Raw genomic sequence first — 15926 nt, 5'->3', positions numbered from 1 at the left:
GACGGAGAGGGCTGGAACAGTTATGGAAGAGCCGCGTCGCCTCGGCGGCCGGTACGAGCTGGGCTCGGTGCTCGGCCGTGGTGGCATGGCCGAGGTCTACCTCGCCCACGACACCCGGCTCGGCCGCACCGTAGCTGTGAAGACGCTCCGGGCCGATCTGGCCCGTGACCCGTCGTTCCAGGCCCGGTTCCGCCGAGAGGCCCAGTCGGCCGCCTCGCTCAACCACCCCGCGATCGTCGCCGTGTACGACACCGGCGAGGACTACGTCGACGGGGTCTCCATCCCGTACATCGTGATGGAGTACGTCGACGGGTCGACCCTGCGGGAACTGCTGCACTCCGGCCGCAGACTGCTCCCCGAGCGCACGCTGGAGATGACGGTCGGGATCCTCCAGGCCCTGGAGTACTCGCACCGCGCCCAGATCGTCCACCGCGACATCAAGCCGGCGAACGTCATGCTGACGCGCACCGGCCAGGTCAAGGTCATGGACTTCGGCATCGCCCGCGCCATGGGCGACTCCGGGATGACGATGACGCAGACCGCCGCGGTCATCGGCACCGCCCAGTACCTCTCCCCGGAGCAGGCCAAGGGTGAGCAGGTCGACGCCCGCTCCGACCTGTACTCCACCGGCTGCCTTCTCTACGAGCTGCTCGCCGTGCGGCCCCCGTTCGTCGGGGACTCGCCCGTCGCGGTGGCCTACCAGCACGTCCGCGAGGAGCCGCAGCCGCCGAGCAACTTCGACCCCGAGATCACGCCCGAGATGGACGCGATCGTGCTGAAGGCGCTCACCAAGGACCCGGACTACCGCTACCAGTCCGCCGACGAGATGCGCGCCGACATCGAGGCCTGCCTCGACGGCCAGCCGGTCGCGGCCACGGCGGCGATGGGCGCGGCCGGGTACGGGGGCTACGACGGCTACAACCCCGACCAGCCCACCACCGCCCTGCGCCCGGCCGATCCGAACAACGCGCAGACCTCGATGCTGCCGCCGGTCAACCCGGACGACGGCGGCTACGGCTACGACGACCGCCAGGGCCGCCGGGGCCGGCAGAAGAAGAGCAACACCTCGACGATCCTGTTGGTCGTCGCGGGCATCCTGGTGCTCATCGGCGCGATCCTGATCGGCCGGGTGATCTTCTCCGACAACGGGGGTGCCGACGAGGTCAAGGCCCCGAACCTGGTGGGCTCCACGCTCGAGGAAGCGCAGACGCTCGCGTCCAGATCCGGCGTCACTGTGCAAAAGGGCGCCGAAGAGCCGTGCGAGGAGCAGGAGAAGGGCCAGATCTGCTCCCAGGACCCGAAGGCCGACGCGATGATGGACAAGGACGGCACCGTCACGGTCGTCGTCTCCTCCGGAGCGCCGAAGGTCGAGGTCCCCAACGTCCTGGAGAAGTCCGAGGACGGCGCCCGCGAGGTGCTGGAGAACAAGGGCTTCTCGGTCAACGTCACCACGGCGGAGTCCGAGGCGGCCGAGGGGACGGTGATCAAGCAGAACCCCAAGGGCGGCCAGAAGGCCGACGAGGAGTCCGAGGTCACCATCACCATCGCCAAGCAGACGACCGACCCGATGCCCGACGTGCGCGCCCGGCAGTACGACGCCGCCGTCGACCAGCTCAACCAGCTCGGGTTCACCAACGTCTCGCGGACCGACGTGGACTCGGACAAGCCGGCCGGAGAGGTGATCGAGCAGACCCCGGCGGGCCCGAGCAACCAGGCCAAGGACGTGCAGATCGTCCTGAAGGTCTCCAAGGGGCCGGCCGAGCCGGAGAAGGTCCAGATCCCCGGTGACATCGCGGGCATGTCATACCAGGACGCGAAGGGCCGGCTCGAAGGGCTCGGCTTCGTGGTCCAGCTCGCCCCGGGTTCGGTCGACAAGCCGAACTCCAAGGTGATCACCAGTAACCCGGGGCCGAACACCGAGGCGGACAAGGGCAGCACCGTCATGCTGGTGACCATCGAGAACGGCGGGGGCGGCCTCTTCGGAGGCCCGGGCGGCTGAGCCCCTCGCGCGCCCCGCGACGTACGACGGAGGGCCCCGGTCACCACGATGGTGACCGGGGCCCTTCCGGTGTGCGGGGGCCTGCGGGCGAGGGCTCAGCCCAGCAGTTCCACCGGCTTCGTGCGGTCCTTGTCGACCTTCTCCGTGCGCTCCAGCTCGCCCCACACGATGTACCGGTACTTCGAGGTGTAGACCGGGGTGCAGGTCGTCAGCGTGATGTAGCGGCCGGGCTTCTTGACGCCCGACTCCTCCGGGACCGGCTGGATGACGTCGACGTTGAACTTCGAGGTCTCGGGGAGCGTCTTGTAGACCTTGTAGACGTACCAGGTGTCCTTGGTCTCGAAGACGACCGGATCGCCGTTCTTCAGCTTGTGGATGTTGTGGAACTTCGCGCCGTGCCCGTCGCGGTGCGCGGCCAGCGTGAAGTTGCCCTCGTCGTCCCAGGGGAGGGCCGACTCGACGGGATCGGTGTAGTAGCCGGCGATGCCGTTGTTGAGGGTCTTGGGGTCGGTGCCCTTCTTGACCAGCACCTCGCCGTTCTTCATGGCGGGCACGTGCAGGAAGCCGATGCCGTCCTTGGTGTCCAGGGCACCGGGCCCGGCGTCCGCCCACTTGTCGCGTACGGTGTCGCCCTGCCGGTCGGCCTCACGGTCGGCGAGCACGTTGGTCCACCACAGGGAGTAGACGACGAACAGCGCGAGCACCAGGCCCGCGGTGATGAGCAGTTCGCCGAAGACGCTGACGGCCGTTGCCACGGGGTGGCGGACGCGGCGGCGTGCCGGGGGCGGCGACGCGGACGTGTCGGTCCGCTCGTCGTGCTCGGTCCTCGCTGCCACCGCACCGTCCCTGTCGTGAGGATGTTCAGCCGACGAGCGCGTCGGGCTTTCCCTCGCTGCGTGGCCGTTCGTCGACCATCTTGCCCCAGACGATCAGCCGGTAGGTACTCGTGAACTCCGGCGTACACGTCGTCAGCGTGAGGTACCTGCCCGGCTTCGTGAACCCGGAACCGACCGGGATCGGCTCGATCACCGAGATGTTCGACGGCGAGGTCTGCGGAAGGATGCTGGCCATCTCGTACGTGTAGTACGCGTCCCGGGTCTCGACCACGATCGGGTCGCCGGGCTTGAGCTTGTTGATGTAACGGAACGGCTCGCCGTGGGTGTTGCGGTGACCGGCCACGGAGAAGTTGCCCTGCTTGTCGGAGGGCATCGCCGTCTTGAGCTTGCCCTCGCCGTAGTGGCCGATCATCCCCCGGTCGAGGACCTTCTCCTTGTCGATGCCCTCGGCGATCGGGGCGACGACGTCCAGCTTGGGGATGTGCATGATCGCGAAGCCCTCGCCGGGCGCGAACACCCCTGGTTTCCGGTCCCCGTTGGCCCACGCGTCCTGGATCCGGCTCGTCTCCTTGCCGGCGATCCGGTCGGCCCGGATGTTGGTCCACCACAGCTGGTAGGTGACGAACAGCAGCATCAGGACGCCCAGCGTGATGAAGACCTCGCCGACCGCCCGGCTGGCGATGACCGCCGGGCTGTCCTTGGCGGCCCGCGCCGCGCGCCGGGCCTCCACCCGGGACATCGGGGCGGCGGCCGGAGCGGCCTGTTCCGCTGTGGGAGCCGGGCGCCGCCGCCCGCGCCCCTTGGCCGCCCGCCGCCGCTCGGCCCGCCCGCCAGGGGCGGGGGCGGGAGACGGCGTGGGATCGGGCTCCGGCTGAGGCTCGGACTCCGGCTCCGCCGGTATGCGGGCCATGACTTCGGTACGCGGTTCGGCGCGGAGGTCCGGTGTGTCCGGGACCGGGGCCGGAATCCGAGCCGGCTCACCGGGCGGAGCCAGAGGAGCCACAGGAGCCACCGGGCCGACCGGGGCCACGGGAGCCACCGGGTCGGCCGGGGCCACGGGGGCCACCGGGTCGGCCGGAGCCACCGCGGCCATGCCCGCAGGCGGCTCCTGAGGCCCGTACCAGTCGCGTTGGTACCCGGCGGGGTCGTACCACTCGTCCGGGACTCCCTGGGGCTGCTGAGGCCCCTGAGGGGGCGCCTGGTGAAGCCCTTGGTGTGCCGCGTACCCGGTCTCGTACGGGGATGGCGCCGCGGACCGCACCGCGTGCGGCGCCGGGGGGTCCGCCGCCGGGATGTTCTCCGACCAGGACCAGGGCGACGCGTGCCCGCCGGGCAGCGGATCGCTCAGCGGATCAGCGAGGCCGTCCACCGCCGCCACGAACGCGCCGTCGGTCCCGTACGCCCCGTACGCGTCGGGGCCTTCCGGTCCGGCGGCGTGCCCGGGGCGGCCTGCGGTCACGCGACGGCCTTGCCCACCACCGGCGCGAGCCCCGCCGAGCGCGCGACGGCCCCCTGGTCTCCGCACTGCTCCAGCCAGTTGGCGAGCATCAGGTGACCGTGTTCGGTGAGCACCGACTCGGGGTGGAACTGCACGCCCTCCACCGCCCGGTCGCGGTGGCGCAGCCCCATGATGATGCCGTCCGCCGTGCGGGCGGTGACCTCCAGCTCGGGGGGCAGCTCAACGGGTTCGGCGGCGAGCGAGTGGTACCGCGTCGCGGTGAAGGGGGACGGCAGCCCGGCGAAGACGCCCTTGCCCTCGTGGGTCACGGGGGAGGTCTTGCCGTGCAGCAGCTCGGGGGCCCGGTCGACGACACCGCCGTACGCCACCGCCATCGACTGCATCCCCAGGCAGACGCCGAAGACCGGAACGCCGGTGTCCGCGCAGTGGCGCACCATCTCGACGCAGACGCCCGCCTGCTCGGGCGTACCGGGGCCCGGCGAGAGCAGGACGCCGTCGAAGCCGTCCTGGGCGTGGGCGGGGGTCACCTCGTCGTTGCGCAGTACCTCGCATTCGGCTCCGAGCTGGTACAGATACTGGACGAGGTTGAAGACGAAGCTGTCGTAGTTGTCAACGACGAGGATGCGTGCGCTCACTGTCCGACTCCTGCTCCACCGGCGCTCGCGCCGTCGACGGTCACATCACCGAACGGGAGCAGCGGCTCCGCCCACGGGAACACGTACTGGAACAGTGCGTAGACGACCGCCAGGACCAGCACGAGCGCGATGATGCTCCGCACCCATGCGTTGCCCGGCAGATGCCGCCAGATCCAGCCGTACATGCTGCCCCCTCCATTCGGTCTCCGCACCAGACTAGAGGGCCGCGACCAAAGCGTGGGGCCCCTGTGGAAAACCATGAGCCGGGCGCGGGTCAGCCGGCGAGCTCCGGCGGCTCGCCCTCGCTCACCGGCCGCGTCGCGTCCAGATGGGCCCAGGCGACCAGCCGGTGGCTGCTGCCCCATTCCGGTTCGCACGTGGTGAGGGTCAGATAGCGGCCGGCGCCCTCGAAGCCGGAGCCGCGGGGCACCGGGGCGACGACGGCGGTGTCGGTGGGCACGGTCCGGTGGGGCCTCTTCGCGATGCGGTACGTGAACCAGGTCGTGCCGTCGTTGACGACGACGGCGTCCCCGGGGCGCAGTTTCGGGAAGTCCTTGAAGGGGTCGCCGTACGTCCGCCGGTGCCCGGCCACCGCGAAGTTGCCCGTGTCGCCGGGGCGGGCGGTTCCGCTGTAGTGCCCGAGCCCCTTCTGCAAGGTGCTGACCTCGGTGTTCTCCAGGACGGGCCACTCCCAGCCGGAGCCGAGGCGGGGGATGCGCATCGTCGCGAAGGGCTTTCCGTCGCGGTACGGGGCAGGGGCGGGGGGCTCCGCGGAAGCGGAAGAGGCAGGAGAAGGGGGCGGCGGGGCCGCCGCCACGGGTTCGCGTGCCCACTCGCGCCGGAGGGTGTCGATCTCACCCTCGGCCGCGTCGGCCGCCTTCACACCCGTCCAGAACAGGAAGTAGACGACGAAGAGGATGATCAGCGCGCCCACGGTGACGCACAGTTCGCTGAAGGTCCTGACGACGCTTCGCACCGACACCGGACCGGCCTCCCCGGGGCTCAGCTGGCGCTCGGCCAGGGCTCACTCCACAGGCTGTGCGTAGTGCAGATCCACTGTGCCCGAGTACCCGGGAAGAGTCACCGCCTCGTCCTCGTCGACTTTCCAGCCCAGCCCGTACGCCTTCACGTAGAGCAGGTAGTTCTGGATCGCGGTGGACCTGTTGAGCGCCTGCTTGAGCTTTCCGGGGTCGCCGACCGCGGTGACCTTGTACGGCGGGGAGTAGACGCGGCCCTGGAGGATCAGGGTGTTGCCGACGCAGCGGACCGCGCTGGTGGAGATCAGCCGCTGGTCCATCACCTGGATTCCGCGCGCCCCGCCCTGCCACAGCGCGTTCACCACGGCCTGCAGGTCCTGCTGGTGGATGACCAGGTCGTTGGGCTGGGGCTCGGGGTAGCCGGGGTTGGCGGTGGCGTCGGGAGGGGCGTCGTTGAGGGTCACGCTGACGGAGTCGCCGGTGATCTTCGTCGTGCCGGCCGCCTTCTCCAGGGCCTTCAGCCGGGCGTCCTCGGCCCGGGTGGAACCGTCGTCGCGCTGGGCGAGGGCATCGATCTCCGCGCGCAGGGAAGCGGCCGAGTCGTTCAGCTCGGCGTTCTTCTCGCTGCGCTCCCTGATCAGGTCGGAGAGCTTGAGGAGCGAGGAGTCGCTGCGCAGATTGGTGCCCTTGGCCGTGTTGGCGCTGGTGACGAAGATGAGTCCGGCCAGGGCGAAAACCGCAGCGGTGAGCCCCCGGACCGCCCACACGGAGGTGCGCCGGGCCGGGCCTTCGGGGGAGTCGGCAGAATTGCTCAACGTACCCTTATCTCATCAGGCGCCAGGGAAGCACTACGCTAACGGACGCTCGGGGGAGGCAGCATTCCCCCTGGCATCCCCTGGCACCCGCCCCCGGCGCCCGCCACAGATCCCTGCGCGGTCACGCAGCGCATCGACAGGAGAGTCCCTCGTGCCGAAGTCACGTATCCGCAAGAAGGCCGACTTCACGCCGCCCCCGGCGAAGCAGGCAACGGCCATCAAGCTGACCAACCGCAGCTGGGTCGCTCCGGTGATGCTGGCCCTGTTCCTCATCGGGCTGGCCTGGATCGTGGTGTTCTACGTGACCGAAGGCGATCTGCCGGTCGACGCCCTGGGCAACTGGAACATCGTGGTCGGCTTCGGCTTCATCGCCGGCGGCTTCGCCGTGTCGACCCAGTGGAAGTAGCGGACCCCTTCCGCTCCGTCGCCCCCGGGCCGGGTACGGGCTCCGTGCCCGTCTCCGTATCTGGTCGACACCCTTCCGCGCAAGCCTTGCCCTGAGTTACCCACAGCGTTATCCACAGTCGGGGGAAAAGGTCAGACGATCTGTGGATAACCTCCACTCAAGTTGACGCCGGTGTGACTGCAGCCTCCCTCGCCGAGGGGGGCTGCACGGCGTTGTCCGGGCGGAAAGGCCCAGCTCAGCGACGATGGGCACACCTGTTCCTCTTGCCATACACAAGAATCCGCGCACACTGTGGACAACTTCGGTCAGCCTGGGGGTGGAGAGCCCCCTCTCGCCGACAAATCCGCTCAGGCGAGCGCGATCGTCCGGGCGACGATGATCCCGAGGGACGCCAGCAGGACGAGCGCACACGTGCCGGCCTGCACCGCCGTACGCCGCTCACGCGGGGCGTGGACCATGCCGACGGCGATGGCGACGCCCGCGATCAGACCGCCGACGTGCGCCTCCCAGGCGATACCGCCCCAGGTGAAGGTGAAGACCAGGTTGAGCGCCAGCAGCACGAGCACCGGGCGCATGTCGTAGTTCATCCGCCGCATCAGGACGGCGGTCGCGCCGAAGAGGCCGTAGACCGCGCCGGAGGCACCCAGCGAGGGCTGGTTCTGCGCGGCGATCAGATAGGTCAGCGCGCTCCCGGCGAACCCGGACAGCAGATAGAGCGCGAGATAGCGGGAGCGGCCGAGCGCCGCCTCCAGCTGTCCGCCGAGCCACCAGAGACCGAGCATGTTGAACCCGATGTGCATCAGTTCCTGGTGGAGGAACATCGAGGTCACCAGGCGGTACCACTGGCCCTCGGCGACGCCTTCGATCGATCCCGGCGGCGGGCTCGGGTCCCAGGCCCGGCCGAGCAGCGTCAGATCGCCCACCAGCCCGGGGCGGACGGTGACCAGGAGGAAGACGGCCAGATTGATGCCGAGCAGGATCTTGGTGACCAGGCGCGGATCGGCGGCCACCGTGCCGCCCGCCAGCGTCCGCGGCCGACTGGCCGCCGGGTGGTGCCCGGTGCCCGAACCCTGGCGTACGCAGTCGGGGCACTGGAAGCCGACCGAGGCGCTGACCATGCACTCGGGGCAGACCGGCCGCTCGCAGCGCGTACAGCTGATGCCGGTCTCGCGGTCGGGATGGCGGTAGCAGGTCGGCGTCGGCACACCGCTTCCCGCGGCGGCACGGTCTCCCGGCGGCTGCTGGTCCATCGGTCCTGGCCTGCCTCTCGGTCCTCGTCCCTGGTCGCTCGGGCGGCGGCACGGACAGGGCCGCCCCGCTCGTCCGCTATGTATCACTACGGACGGGCAGGGCGGTTGGTTCCCCGCGGGGGACCCACAGGTGCGCGGGGCTTCCCCCGGGGCCAGGTGCGCGGGGCTTCCCCCGGGGCCCGGTGTGCGCGACGTCAGCGGGTCTCGACGACCACGGACTCGATCACCACGTCCTGGAGCGGGCGGTCGGTGCGCGGATTGGTCGGAGTGGCCGCGATGGCGTCGACCACCTTGCGGCCCGCGTCATTGGCGACCTCGCCGAAGATGGTGTGCTTGTTGGTCAGCCACGCGGTCGGCGAGACAGTCAGGAAGAACTGCGAGCCGTTGGTGCCCGGCCCCGCGTTCGCCATGGCCAGCAGATACGGCTTGGTGAAGGCCAGCTCCGGGTGGAACTCGTCGGCGAACTGGTAGCCCGGGCCGCCGGTGCCGTTGCCCAGCGGATCGCCGCCCTGAATCATGAAACCGCTGATCACGCGGTGGAAGACGGTGCCGTCGTACAGCGGGTCCCTGGTGGTCTCGCCGGTCTCCGGGTTGACCCACTCACGCTGCCCCGTGGCCAGTTCGACGAAGTTCTTCACCGTCTTGGGCGCGTGGAACGGCAGCAGCCGGATCTCGATGTCGCCCCGGTTGGTCTTCAAGGTGGCGTAAAGCTGCTCGGCCACGATCTGCCTTCCTCTTCTTCCCTCGCCTGCCGTCAAATCCTTCGCTGACGTCCGGCGATCCTCCCACGGACCGGGAAACGTACGGCCGGATGCCCGGCGAACCGGCGCGTTCACCGCCGAACCATGGCATTGTCGTCGGCACACTTCACATGGACCGTTTTGACCGCAAATGACGATCATGACCCGGATGCCCGTCCCGCGTGCCGGGCATGGACCCAACAGGCATGATTTTGGACTGGGCGGACAGGCGGAGTACCTACCCGCCACCAAGGAGGAGGATCTCGTGACCCGCATCGACAGCGTGCGCGCCGCAACCGACTCGGCGAAGGACAGCGCGCAGCACGCCGCGGAAGTGGTGGCGCCCTACGCCGACATGGCCAAGGAGCAGGCGGCCCACTACGCGCACGAGGCGCGCGTACGCCTCGCACCCAAGGTGACGAAGGCGGCCAAGCAGGCCCGTGTCCAGTACGCGTCCCACCTCGCACCGCGCATCGAGCAGGCCCGTACGCACGTGCCGCCGCGGGTCGACGAGGCCGCGCAGCGCGCCGCGGTCTCCACCCGGAAGGCCGCGCGGAGCGCCGCCGACTACACCGCACCCCGCGTCGAGCACGCCCGGGCGGTGACCATGCCGGTCGCCGAGCAGGCGTCCGCCCGCAGCGCGGCCGCCCTGGCGGCGCTGCGTACCCAGGTGACGGCCAAGGAAATCCAGAAGCTGGCCCGGAAGCACCAGCGGCGGGCCAAGGCCGGCCGGGCCGCGAAGGGGTTCCTGGTGCTGGGCGTCCTGGCGGGCGGCGCCTATGCAGCCTGGCGCTGGTGGGACAAGCAGGCCAACCCGGACTGGCTGGTCGAGCCGCCCGTCGCCACCGAGGTGGGCGACGAGCGCTCGCCGCTCAGCTCGGTCGACGGCAGCCCGCGCGCCGGCCTCGACCCGGAGGTCGAGGCCAAGCAGGCCGAGGCCGAGGCCGAGGCCGAGTCCGAGGCCGGCAAGGGGGACACCCCGGGCCTCGACGACCGGCCCTGACAGGCCGGCAGAACGGCAGAGCGACGGAAAGAGCGCGGCCGCGGAGACCGCCTGAGCGGTTTCCGCGGCCGCGCTCGCGTGTGCCCACCGACGCGTACGGAGGGACGCCGGGGACGCCTACCGGCTGACGGCGAAGCGCATCAGGGCGTGCTCGTCACCCTGCTTGATCTTCCCGGTCTCGTTGATCACCTGAAGCTTCCAGCCCGCGCCCTCACGGATCGCCTTGGCGACGGCGACGCCGTTGTCCTGGGTGAGCATGCTCGGCCAGATGTCGGCGACCTGCTGCGAGCTGCCGCCCGTCGCGTCGTACACCTTGAAGCTGATGTTGCGCGCGTTGCTGAACGAGCTGCGCTTCTTGTAGGCGGCCGCGATGAAGACGATCGACGTGATGTTCGAAGGAATCCTGGCGAACTCGACGGTCACCGTCTCGTCGTCGCCGTCACCGTGCCCGGTCTGGTTGTCCCCGCTATGCACCAGCGAGCCGTTGCCCAGCGGGTCCAGGGAGTCCAGTCCGGCCAGCCGCACCGGGTCGCCGCCCTGCAGCGCGATGGCGATCAGGTCGAGGTCCGTACCGGCCTTCTGCCGGATCTTCCCCATCAGACCGCCGCTGCTCCCGACGGTCGGGTCCCAGGACGCCCCGATGGACAGGTGAGTCACCCCGCCCAGGTCCGCCGGGCCGTCTTCCTTCGTCAACGTGATCATGCCTGAGTCCTTTGTGGCTCGACTGTTTATGTATGAAGTGTGCCTGGTGCAGCGGAGAAGGAACGCAAAAGAACCCCTCCAACCACGTTTCCGCAGGTTGGAGGGGTTCAATCAAGTGGAGCCTAGGAGATTCGAACTCCTGACATCTGCCTTGCAAAGGCAGCGCTCTACCAACTGAGCTAAGGCCCCGGGTCACCGTCGGGACCAGAGTACCGGGTACCCCCCGGGTTCTTCCAAAAGGATAGGGACTCCCCGGGAACGACCACGCTCCGTAAGATGCTCGCAAGGTTCGCAGCAGCGAAGCCGCAGCGATGGGGAGACGCCATGGACGCAGCGCAACAAGAGGCGACGGCAAGAGCCAGAGAGCTTCAACGCAGTTGGTACGGAGAGCCGTTGGGGGCGCTCTTCCGTCGGCTGATCGATGATCTCGGCCTGAACCAGGCCCGGCTGGCCGCTGTTCTCGGGCTCTCCGCCCCCATGCTGTCGCAGCTGATGAGCGGCCAGCGGGCCAAGATCGGGAACCCCGCGGTGGTCCAGCGCGTGCAGGCGCTCCAGGAGCTGTCGGGCCAGGTCGCGGACGGCAGCGTCAGCGCGGGCGAAGCCACCGACCGGATGGAGGAGATCAAAAAGTCGCAGGGCGGGTCCGTCCTGACCGGCACCGGCCAGACCACCTCCACCGGCGGCGCTCCCACCGTCCGCCGCGTGGTGCGCGAGATCCAGTCGCTGCTGCGGTCGGTCGCGGCGGCCGGCGACATCATCGATGCCGCCGACGCCCTCGCCCCGACCCACCCGGAGCTGGCAGAGTTCCTCCGGGTGTACGGAGCGGGCCGCACCGCGGACGCGGTCGCGCACTACGAAGGACACCAGAGCTAGCCGGTCGGGAGCACGACGGCACAGCCGCACGACGGCGGACCGGGGCCTCGCACACAGCCGGGGCCCCTGGTCCCCTCGAAGCCGCGGAGACAACGGGAACGGGGAGCGGGCGCAGCGCAATGGGTGAGGTTTTCGCCGGTCGGTACGAGCTGATCGATCCGATCGGGCGGGGTGGGGTCGGCGCCGTCTGGCGGGCCTGGGACCACCGGCGCCGCAGGTACGTCGCGGCCAAGGTGCTCCAACAGAGCGACGCGCACACGCTGCTGCGCTTCGTCCGCGAGCAGGCGCTGCGCATCGAGCACCCGCACGTGCTGGCCCCGGCCAGCTGGGCCGCCGACGACGACAAGGTCCTGTTCACCATGGACCTGGTGAGCGGCGGCTCGCTCGCCCATGTCATCGGCGACTACGGCCCGTTGCCCCCGCGCTTCGTCTGCCTGCTGCTGGACCAGCTGCTCTCCGGACTCTCCACGGTGCACGCCGAAGGGGTCGTGCACCGCGACATCAAGCCTGCCAACATCCTGATGGAGGCGACCGGTACGGGCCGGCCGCATCTGCGCCTGTCCGACTTCGGCATCTCGATGCGCAAGGGCGAACCCCGGCTGACCGAGACCAACTACGTGGTCGGTACGCCCGGTTACTTCGCCCCCGAGCAGATGATGGGCGCCGAACCCGACTTCCCCGCGGACCTGTTCGCGGTCGGCCTGGTCGCGCTCTACCTCCTCCAGGGCCGGAAGCCGGACTCCCAGGCGCTGGTGGAGCACTTCGCCACGCACGGCACCCCGGGCGCCCCCGAGGGCATTCCCGAGCCGCTGTGGCAGGTTCTCGCCGGTCTGCTCCAGCCCGACCCGCACGCCCGCTTCCGTACCGCGACAGGCGCGCGCAAGGCCCTGACCGCGGCCGTCGAGATGCTGCCCGAACCCGGCCCGGACGACGAGCCGGTGGAGGTCTTCGATCAGATCGGGCCGCTGCCCGAGGGATTCGGCCCCGACGGGCCCGTCACCGCCCCGCAGCAGCCCTCGGCGCCCGCACCGGGTCCGGTGGCCGGAGCGGCTCAGCAGGACGCCTCCCCGCCCCCCGTGTCGATGTCGGAGACGGGCAGCTTCCACCTCGCGCCCCCGCCCGTGGCCGCGCAGCAGCCCGTGGCCCCGCAGCAGCCCGCGGCCGCGCAGCAGCCCGCGGCCGCGCACCAACAGCCCTACCCGCAGCCGGGGTTCCAGCAGCCGCCGGCCGCACCCTTCGCCGCCGACGGGCCGCCCGCGTACGCCGCCGGCGCGCCGGACCCCTCCCAGGCGCCGACCTCCGGCGTACCGCACGATCCCTCCGCCACCCGCCCCTACACCGCCCAGCACCAGCAGCACCCGCCGGTGCCGGCCCCTCCGGTGCAGCACGCGGCGCCCCACCCGCCCGTACGGCGAACGCGCCCGGGACCGCCCCCGAAGGTGGCGGTCCCGGTGCTGGTGGTGGCGCTGATCTGCTTCGCGGTCGGGATCTGGGCCCTCACCCAGATCTGACGGCTACCAGCCCTGCGGCGGAGGCTGGTGGCCCCCGCCGGCCGGATGACCGGCGGCCGGAGCGGCCGACGCGCGGCGGCGGGCCAGCAGGGTCCAGACGCCCAGACCGAGCACCAGCACCGACCCCGTGCCGATCCCGGCCGCCGCGACCACGGTCATCGGGCCGCTCTTCGCGGCCTGCTCGGCGTTCTGCCCCTTCCGGGCCACTTCCCGGTCCTGGTCGGTGACGCCGAAGACCCCGGCGTCACCCTCGTACGGGGATTCCTCGGGCTGGTTCTTCACCTGGACCGACAGCTCGAACGGGATCGGCTCGGCGCCGTAGGAGTCCTTCAGCTTCGGGCTGAGGGAGACCGACAGGTAGTACCAGCCCGCGAAGCGCATGGCGCTGACCTGGGACGAGGAGTCGAACCGGTTGCGGTAGGCCACCGGCGGCAGCGGCCGCAGGGACGCGGACGCGGGGCCTCCGGAGTAGGAGAGCGTGGCGTCGGAGACCGGCCCCTGAGCGGGGTTGGCCAGCGCCAGGGTGAGCGCGCTGCCCACGAAGTCCGTGCCGCCGCTCGTGCTGTTGGAGAGCCCCGCGGTGGCGTGGATCTGCTGGCCCCAGTCCACCGGCACCCGGTAGAAGCGGGTCTGCCCCGGGGCGACCGTGTCCTGCCAGCGGCCGTTCTCCAGGCTGGTGGCCTCGGAGAACCCGGACCCGCCGGACCGCTTCTGCTGCTTCCCGGTCAGCGGCTTCGCCGAGGCCGAGGGCCAGCTCTCCGGGGCCTCGGTCGGCATGGACGTACCGCTCTTGAGCTTCGGCTCCTCAAGGAAGCGCAGCTCCAGGCCCCAGGCCTCCTGGCTGGAGTCCGCCTTGCTCTCCCGCTCGACGAGAACGTCGTACGGACCGCCCTCCTGGCAGGTGCTGCCGCCCTCCTTGACGGTCCGGGAGGCGTACGCGGTGATGGGACGGGCGTACGCGCCCGAGCCGAAGCTCGCCCGCCCCGTGTCGCACTGGGTGTTGTCGGTCTCCCGGAGGCTGATGCTGATGCCGTCGCCGTAGGCGACCGCGCCGCTGTCGCCGGGCACCGCGACCGCCGAGACATAGGCGGCGGAGACGTCGTCCAGCGTGACCCGGTAGTAGAGCTTCTCGCCGGGCTCGATCAGGCTGCGGTACGAAACGCCCTCGTCCAGCGTGGACGCCTCGACGTTGGTCACCGCGCCCTGCACGTTCTTCGCGTCGGGGTCGAACGCGTACACCCCGGGGCCCGCCGCGTGGGCCTGCCCCGGCAGGACCGCCGCCGCGCACATCGCCGCGAGTGCCGCGGCCATCACCCGGCCCCTGTTGCGCTGCCTGTTCACGCGCTTCCCCTCGTCGTCCTCACCCACCGGTACCCCTCGGCCGCCCAGCTGCCCGGCGCCCCCGACCGCTCAGCCGCGGCGGCCACTGCGGCCACGGCTGCCGCGACGGCGGACGAGCAGGAGCCCTCCGGCCGCGACGACCAGGGCGCCCGCCCCGGCAGCGGTCGCGATGCCGGTCCATCCTGCCCCGCCCGCACCGCCGCTGTCTCCGGCCACAGCCGCATTACCCCTCTTGTCCCTGTTCTTCCCCTCGGCCTCCCGGACCAGGGCCAGCGGCGTTCGAGCCGATGGATGACATTCGGACCCTCGCCGTCCGGATCGCCGGCCCCGGGGCACACCACCGCGGCACGACGCCGGTGACGTGCCGTCACCTGGCGCGCCCTCAGCCATGAAGTCCGAACCCCACCAGCTCATTTGCTTCAGCAAGGTAGCGATTCGCTCTAGTGAACTCACGAGTGGTGCGTCACGGTCCCGCACCAGCGAAAGGGGCCGACGCGTCGGCGCCGGCCCCGGACAGCACGAAGCCCCGGCCGCTCAGCGACCGGGGCCCGTAACAGACTGTGCCGTCTCACACACCCGAACCTGCGGGCACGGAGTCGGTCGCCTCCGTCCACAGATCCTGCTCGGCGCGATCCGCCTGGATCTGGCGGTACACGAGGAGCCCGCCGATGGCGGCCAGTGCGACCAGGAGAAGCTTCTTCACCGCGCGACCTCGTCTTTCCTTGGCGTAAGGGCCTTATGGCGCCGACTATACACACCGGCCGATACCGATCGGTGACCTGCCCGGACCCCTGTGACGCCCCCTCCACGGCGTCCGGAACGGCCTCCCGGCAGCCCTTCCCGACCGCCCACGGGGGCCCGTCCAGCCCGGTTGCACCATACGAGTGGTGTTAATCCGAAGATCGGCGCAGAGCGGGCGTCGCTCCCCGGAATCGCGGCCGGGATCCACATGATCGGAGAAGTCAGCAACCGGACCGTCCGAAAGCGAGGGGCCATGAGCACCTTCAAGCCCAAGAACCTCTGGACCGCCTTCATCACCGCGCTCTTCGCCCTCCTGGCGTCGCTGGGCCTCGCCACCGCCGCGGCGAGCACCGCCGGCGCCACGAACGCCGCCGCGCAGCCGGGCACCACGACCCACGAGCACACGGGTGCCACCGCGGCAACCCCGATCGCTCCCTCGGTCCGATGGACCCTTCCGCGTGACCGGGCCCTGCCGCCCACGATGAAGCAGCGCATCCGAGCCGAGGCCCACGGCTCCTCCCCGGCCACCCGCCACCTGTCCCTCGACCCCGCGCAGGCAGCACGGACGACCGCCCTGAGCGGCTCCCACCACACAGCCCCGGAAGGCGACTCCCCGGCCCCGCCCCCCTGATCGTGGC

At 70.8% G+C, this 15926-nt stretch carries 18 protein-coding genes and 1 tRNA gene; 6 read left to right on the top strand and 13 right to left on the bottom strand.

All coding sequences use genetic code 11. The features are described from left to right. Positions 1-22 precede the first annotated feature (22 nt). Complete coding sequence (pknB, locus tag IE145_RS04605) at positions 23-1999, top strand: Stk1 family PASTA domain-containing Ser/Thr kinase (RefSeq protein WP_189519023.1); 1977 nt, start codon at positions 23-25, stop codon at positions 1997-1999. A gap of 95 nt (positions 2000-2094) precedes the next feature. Here the strand turns inward: pknB and IE145_RS04600 are convergent, their stop codons facing one another. The 6 genes from IE145_RS04600 to IE145_RS04575 all read right to left on the bottom strand — a co-directional run bounded on the left by IE145_RS04600 (position 2095) and on the right by IE145_RS04575 (position 6721). Beyond that, entirely contained in the window at positions 2095-2835 is a 741-nt protein-coding gene (locus tag IE145_RS04600) for a class E sortase (protein ID WP_189519021.1), read from the bottom strand. A 25-nt stretch (positions 2836-2860) separates the two neighbouring features. Next, positions 2861-4294: a class E sortase gene (locus IE145_RS04595; RefSeq protein ID WP_189519019.1), complete on the bottom strand. Its 1434-nt coding sequence runs from the start codon at positions 4292-4294 to the stop codon at positions 2861-2863. After that, the gene (locus IE145_RS04590) at positions 4291-4929 is read right to left on the bottom strand and encodes an aminodeoxychorismate/anthranilate synthase component II (RefSeq protein ID WP_189519017.1); all 639 of its coding nucleotides are present in this window, start codon (positions 4927-4929) and stop codon (positions 4291-4293) included. Before IE145_RS04590 ends, IE145_RS04595 begins: the two co-directional genes overlap by 4 nt. Then, positions 4926-5114, bottom strand: a complete 189-nt coding sequence (locus tag IE145_RS04585; protein ID WP_189519015.1) for a hypothetical protein — start codon at positions 5112-5114, stop codon at positions 4926-4928. The genes IE145_RS04590 and IE145_RS04585 overlap by 4 nt, the downstream gene beginning before the upstream one ends. Positions 5115-5203: 89 nt before the next feature. Continuing rightward, positions 5204-5911, bottom strand: a complete 708-nt coding sequence (locus IE145_RS04580) for a class E sortase (RefSeq protein ID WP_189519013.1) — start codon at positions 5909-5911, stop codon at positions 5204-5206. A gap of 42 nt (positions 5912-5953) precedes the next feature. Then, on the bottom strand, positions 5954-6721 hold the full coding sequence (locus tag IE145_RS04575; protein ID WP_189519011.1) for a DUF881 domain-containing protein: 768 nt from the start codon (positions 6719-6721) through the stop codon (positions 5954-5956). Positions 6722-6872: 151 nt separating this feature from the next. Between IE145_RS04575 and crgA the strand changes: the two genes are divergently transcribed. Beyond that, entirely contained in the window at positions 6873-7127 is a 255-nt protein-coding gene (gene crgA / locus IE145_RS04570; RefSeq protein WP_003967902.1) for a cell division protein CrgA, read from the top strand. A gap of 347 nt (positions 7128-7474) precedes the next feature. Here crgA and IE145_RS04565 read toward each other — a convergent pair whose 3' ends face one another. After that, positions 7475-8377, bottom strand: coding sequence for a rhomboid family intramembrane serine protease (locus IE145_RS04565; protein WP_189519009.1), 903 nt, complete (start codon positions 8375-8377; stop codon positions 7475-7477). 194 nt (positions 8378-8571) lie between these two features. Further along, the gene (locus IE145_RS04560; RefSeq protein ID WP_189519001.1) at positions 8572-9099 is read right to left on the bottom strand and encodes a peptidylprolyl isomerase; all 528 of its coding nucleotides are present in this window, start codon (positions 9097-9099) and stop codon (positions 8572-8574) included. 283 nt (positions 9100-9382) lie between these two features. On the opposite strand from IE145_RS04560, the gene IE145_RS04555 reads away from it, so the two are divergent. Next, positions 9383-10120, top strand: coding sequence for a DUF5324 family protein (locus tag IE145_RS04555; protein ID WP_189518999.1), 738 nt, complete (start codon positions 9383-9385; stop codon positions 10118-10120). Between the two features lie 117 nt (positions 10121-10237). Here the strand turns inward: IE145_RS04555 and IE145_RS04550 are convergent, their stop codons facing one another. Together IE145_RS04550 and IE145_RS04545 are read right to left on the bottom strand one after the other, a co-directional pair. Further along, a complete protein-coding gene (locus tag IE145_RS04550; RefSeq protein WP_010071383.1) occupies positions 10238-10822 on the bottom strand; it encodes a TerD family protein in 585 nt (194 codons plus the stop codon). A gap of 116 nt (positions 10823-10938) precedes the next feature. After that, positions 10939-11011, bottom strand: a tRNA-Ala gene (locus IE145_RS04545). A 135-nt stretch (positions 11012-11146) separates the two neighbouring features. On the opposite strand from IE145_RS04545, the gene IE145_RS04540 reads away from it, so the two are divergent. Both IE145_RS04540 and IE145_RS04535 read left to right on the top strand, forming a co-directional pair. Continuing rightward, positions 11147-11695 (top strand): helix-turn-helix domain-containing protein, encoded by a 549-nt coding sequence (locus IE145_RS04540; RefSeq protein ID WP_069735713.1) that lies wholly within the window; start codon positions 11147-11149, stop codon positions 11693-11695. Positions 11696-11814: 119 nt separating this feature from the next. Further along, on the top strand, positions 11815-13206 hold the full coding sequence (locus IE145_RS04535; RefSeq protein WP_189518997.1) for a serine/threonine protein kinase: 1392 nt from the start codon (positions 11815-11817) through the stop codon (positions 13204-13206). Positions 13207-13209: 3 nt separating this feature from the next. On the opposite strand, the gene IE145_RS04530 is transcribed toward IE145_RS04535, so the two are convergent. The 3 genes from IE145_RS04530 to IE145_RS33300 all read right to left on the bottom strand — a co-directional run bounded on the left by IE145_RS04530 (position 13210) and on the right by IE145_RS33300 (position 15250). Next, a complete protein-coding gene (locus tag IE145_RS04530; RefSeq protein ID WP_189518995.1) occupies positions 13210-14547 on the bottom strand; it encodes a hypothetical protein in 1338 nt (445 codons plus the stop codon). Positions 14548-14616: 69 nt separating this feature from the next. Next, positions 14617-14763, bottom strand: a complete 147-nt coding sequence (locus IE145_RS04525) for a hypothetical protein (RefSeq protein ID WP_189518993.1) — start codon at positions 14761-14763, stop codon at positions 14617-14619. Between the two features lie 352 nt (positions 14764-15115). After that, positions 15116-15250 (bottom strand): DLW-39 family protein, encoded by a 135-nt coding sequence (locus IE145_RS33300; RefSeq protein ID WP_003958712.1) that lies wholly within the window; start codon positions 15248-15250, stop codon positions 15116-15118. A 291-nt stretch (positions 15251-15541) separates the two neighbouring features. Between IE145_RS33300 and IE145_RS04515 the strand changes: the two genes are divergently transcribed. Further along, the gene (locus IE145_RS04515; RefSeq protein ID WP_189518991.1) at positions 15542-15919 is read left to right on the top strand and encodes a DUF6344 domain-containing protein; all 378 of its coding nucleotides are present in this window, start codon (positions 15542-15544) and stop codon (positions 15917-15919) included. The last annotated feature ends 7 nt before the right edge of the window (positions 15920-15926 follow it).

This window comes from Streptomyces sindenensis, from assembly GCF_014649035.1.
Classification (GTDB): Bacteria; Actinomycetota; Actinomycetes; order Streptomycetales; family Streptomycetaceae; genus Streptomyces; species Streptomyces sindenensis.
Note: the sequence above shows the minus strand (reverse complement) of the source record. Positions and strands in the feature narration are given on the sequence as shown.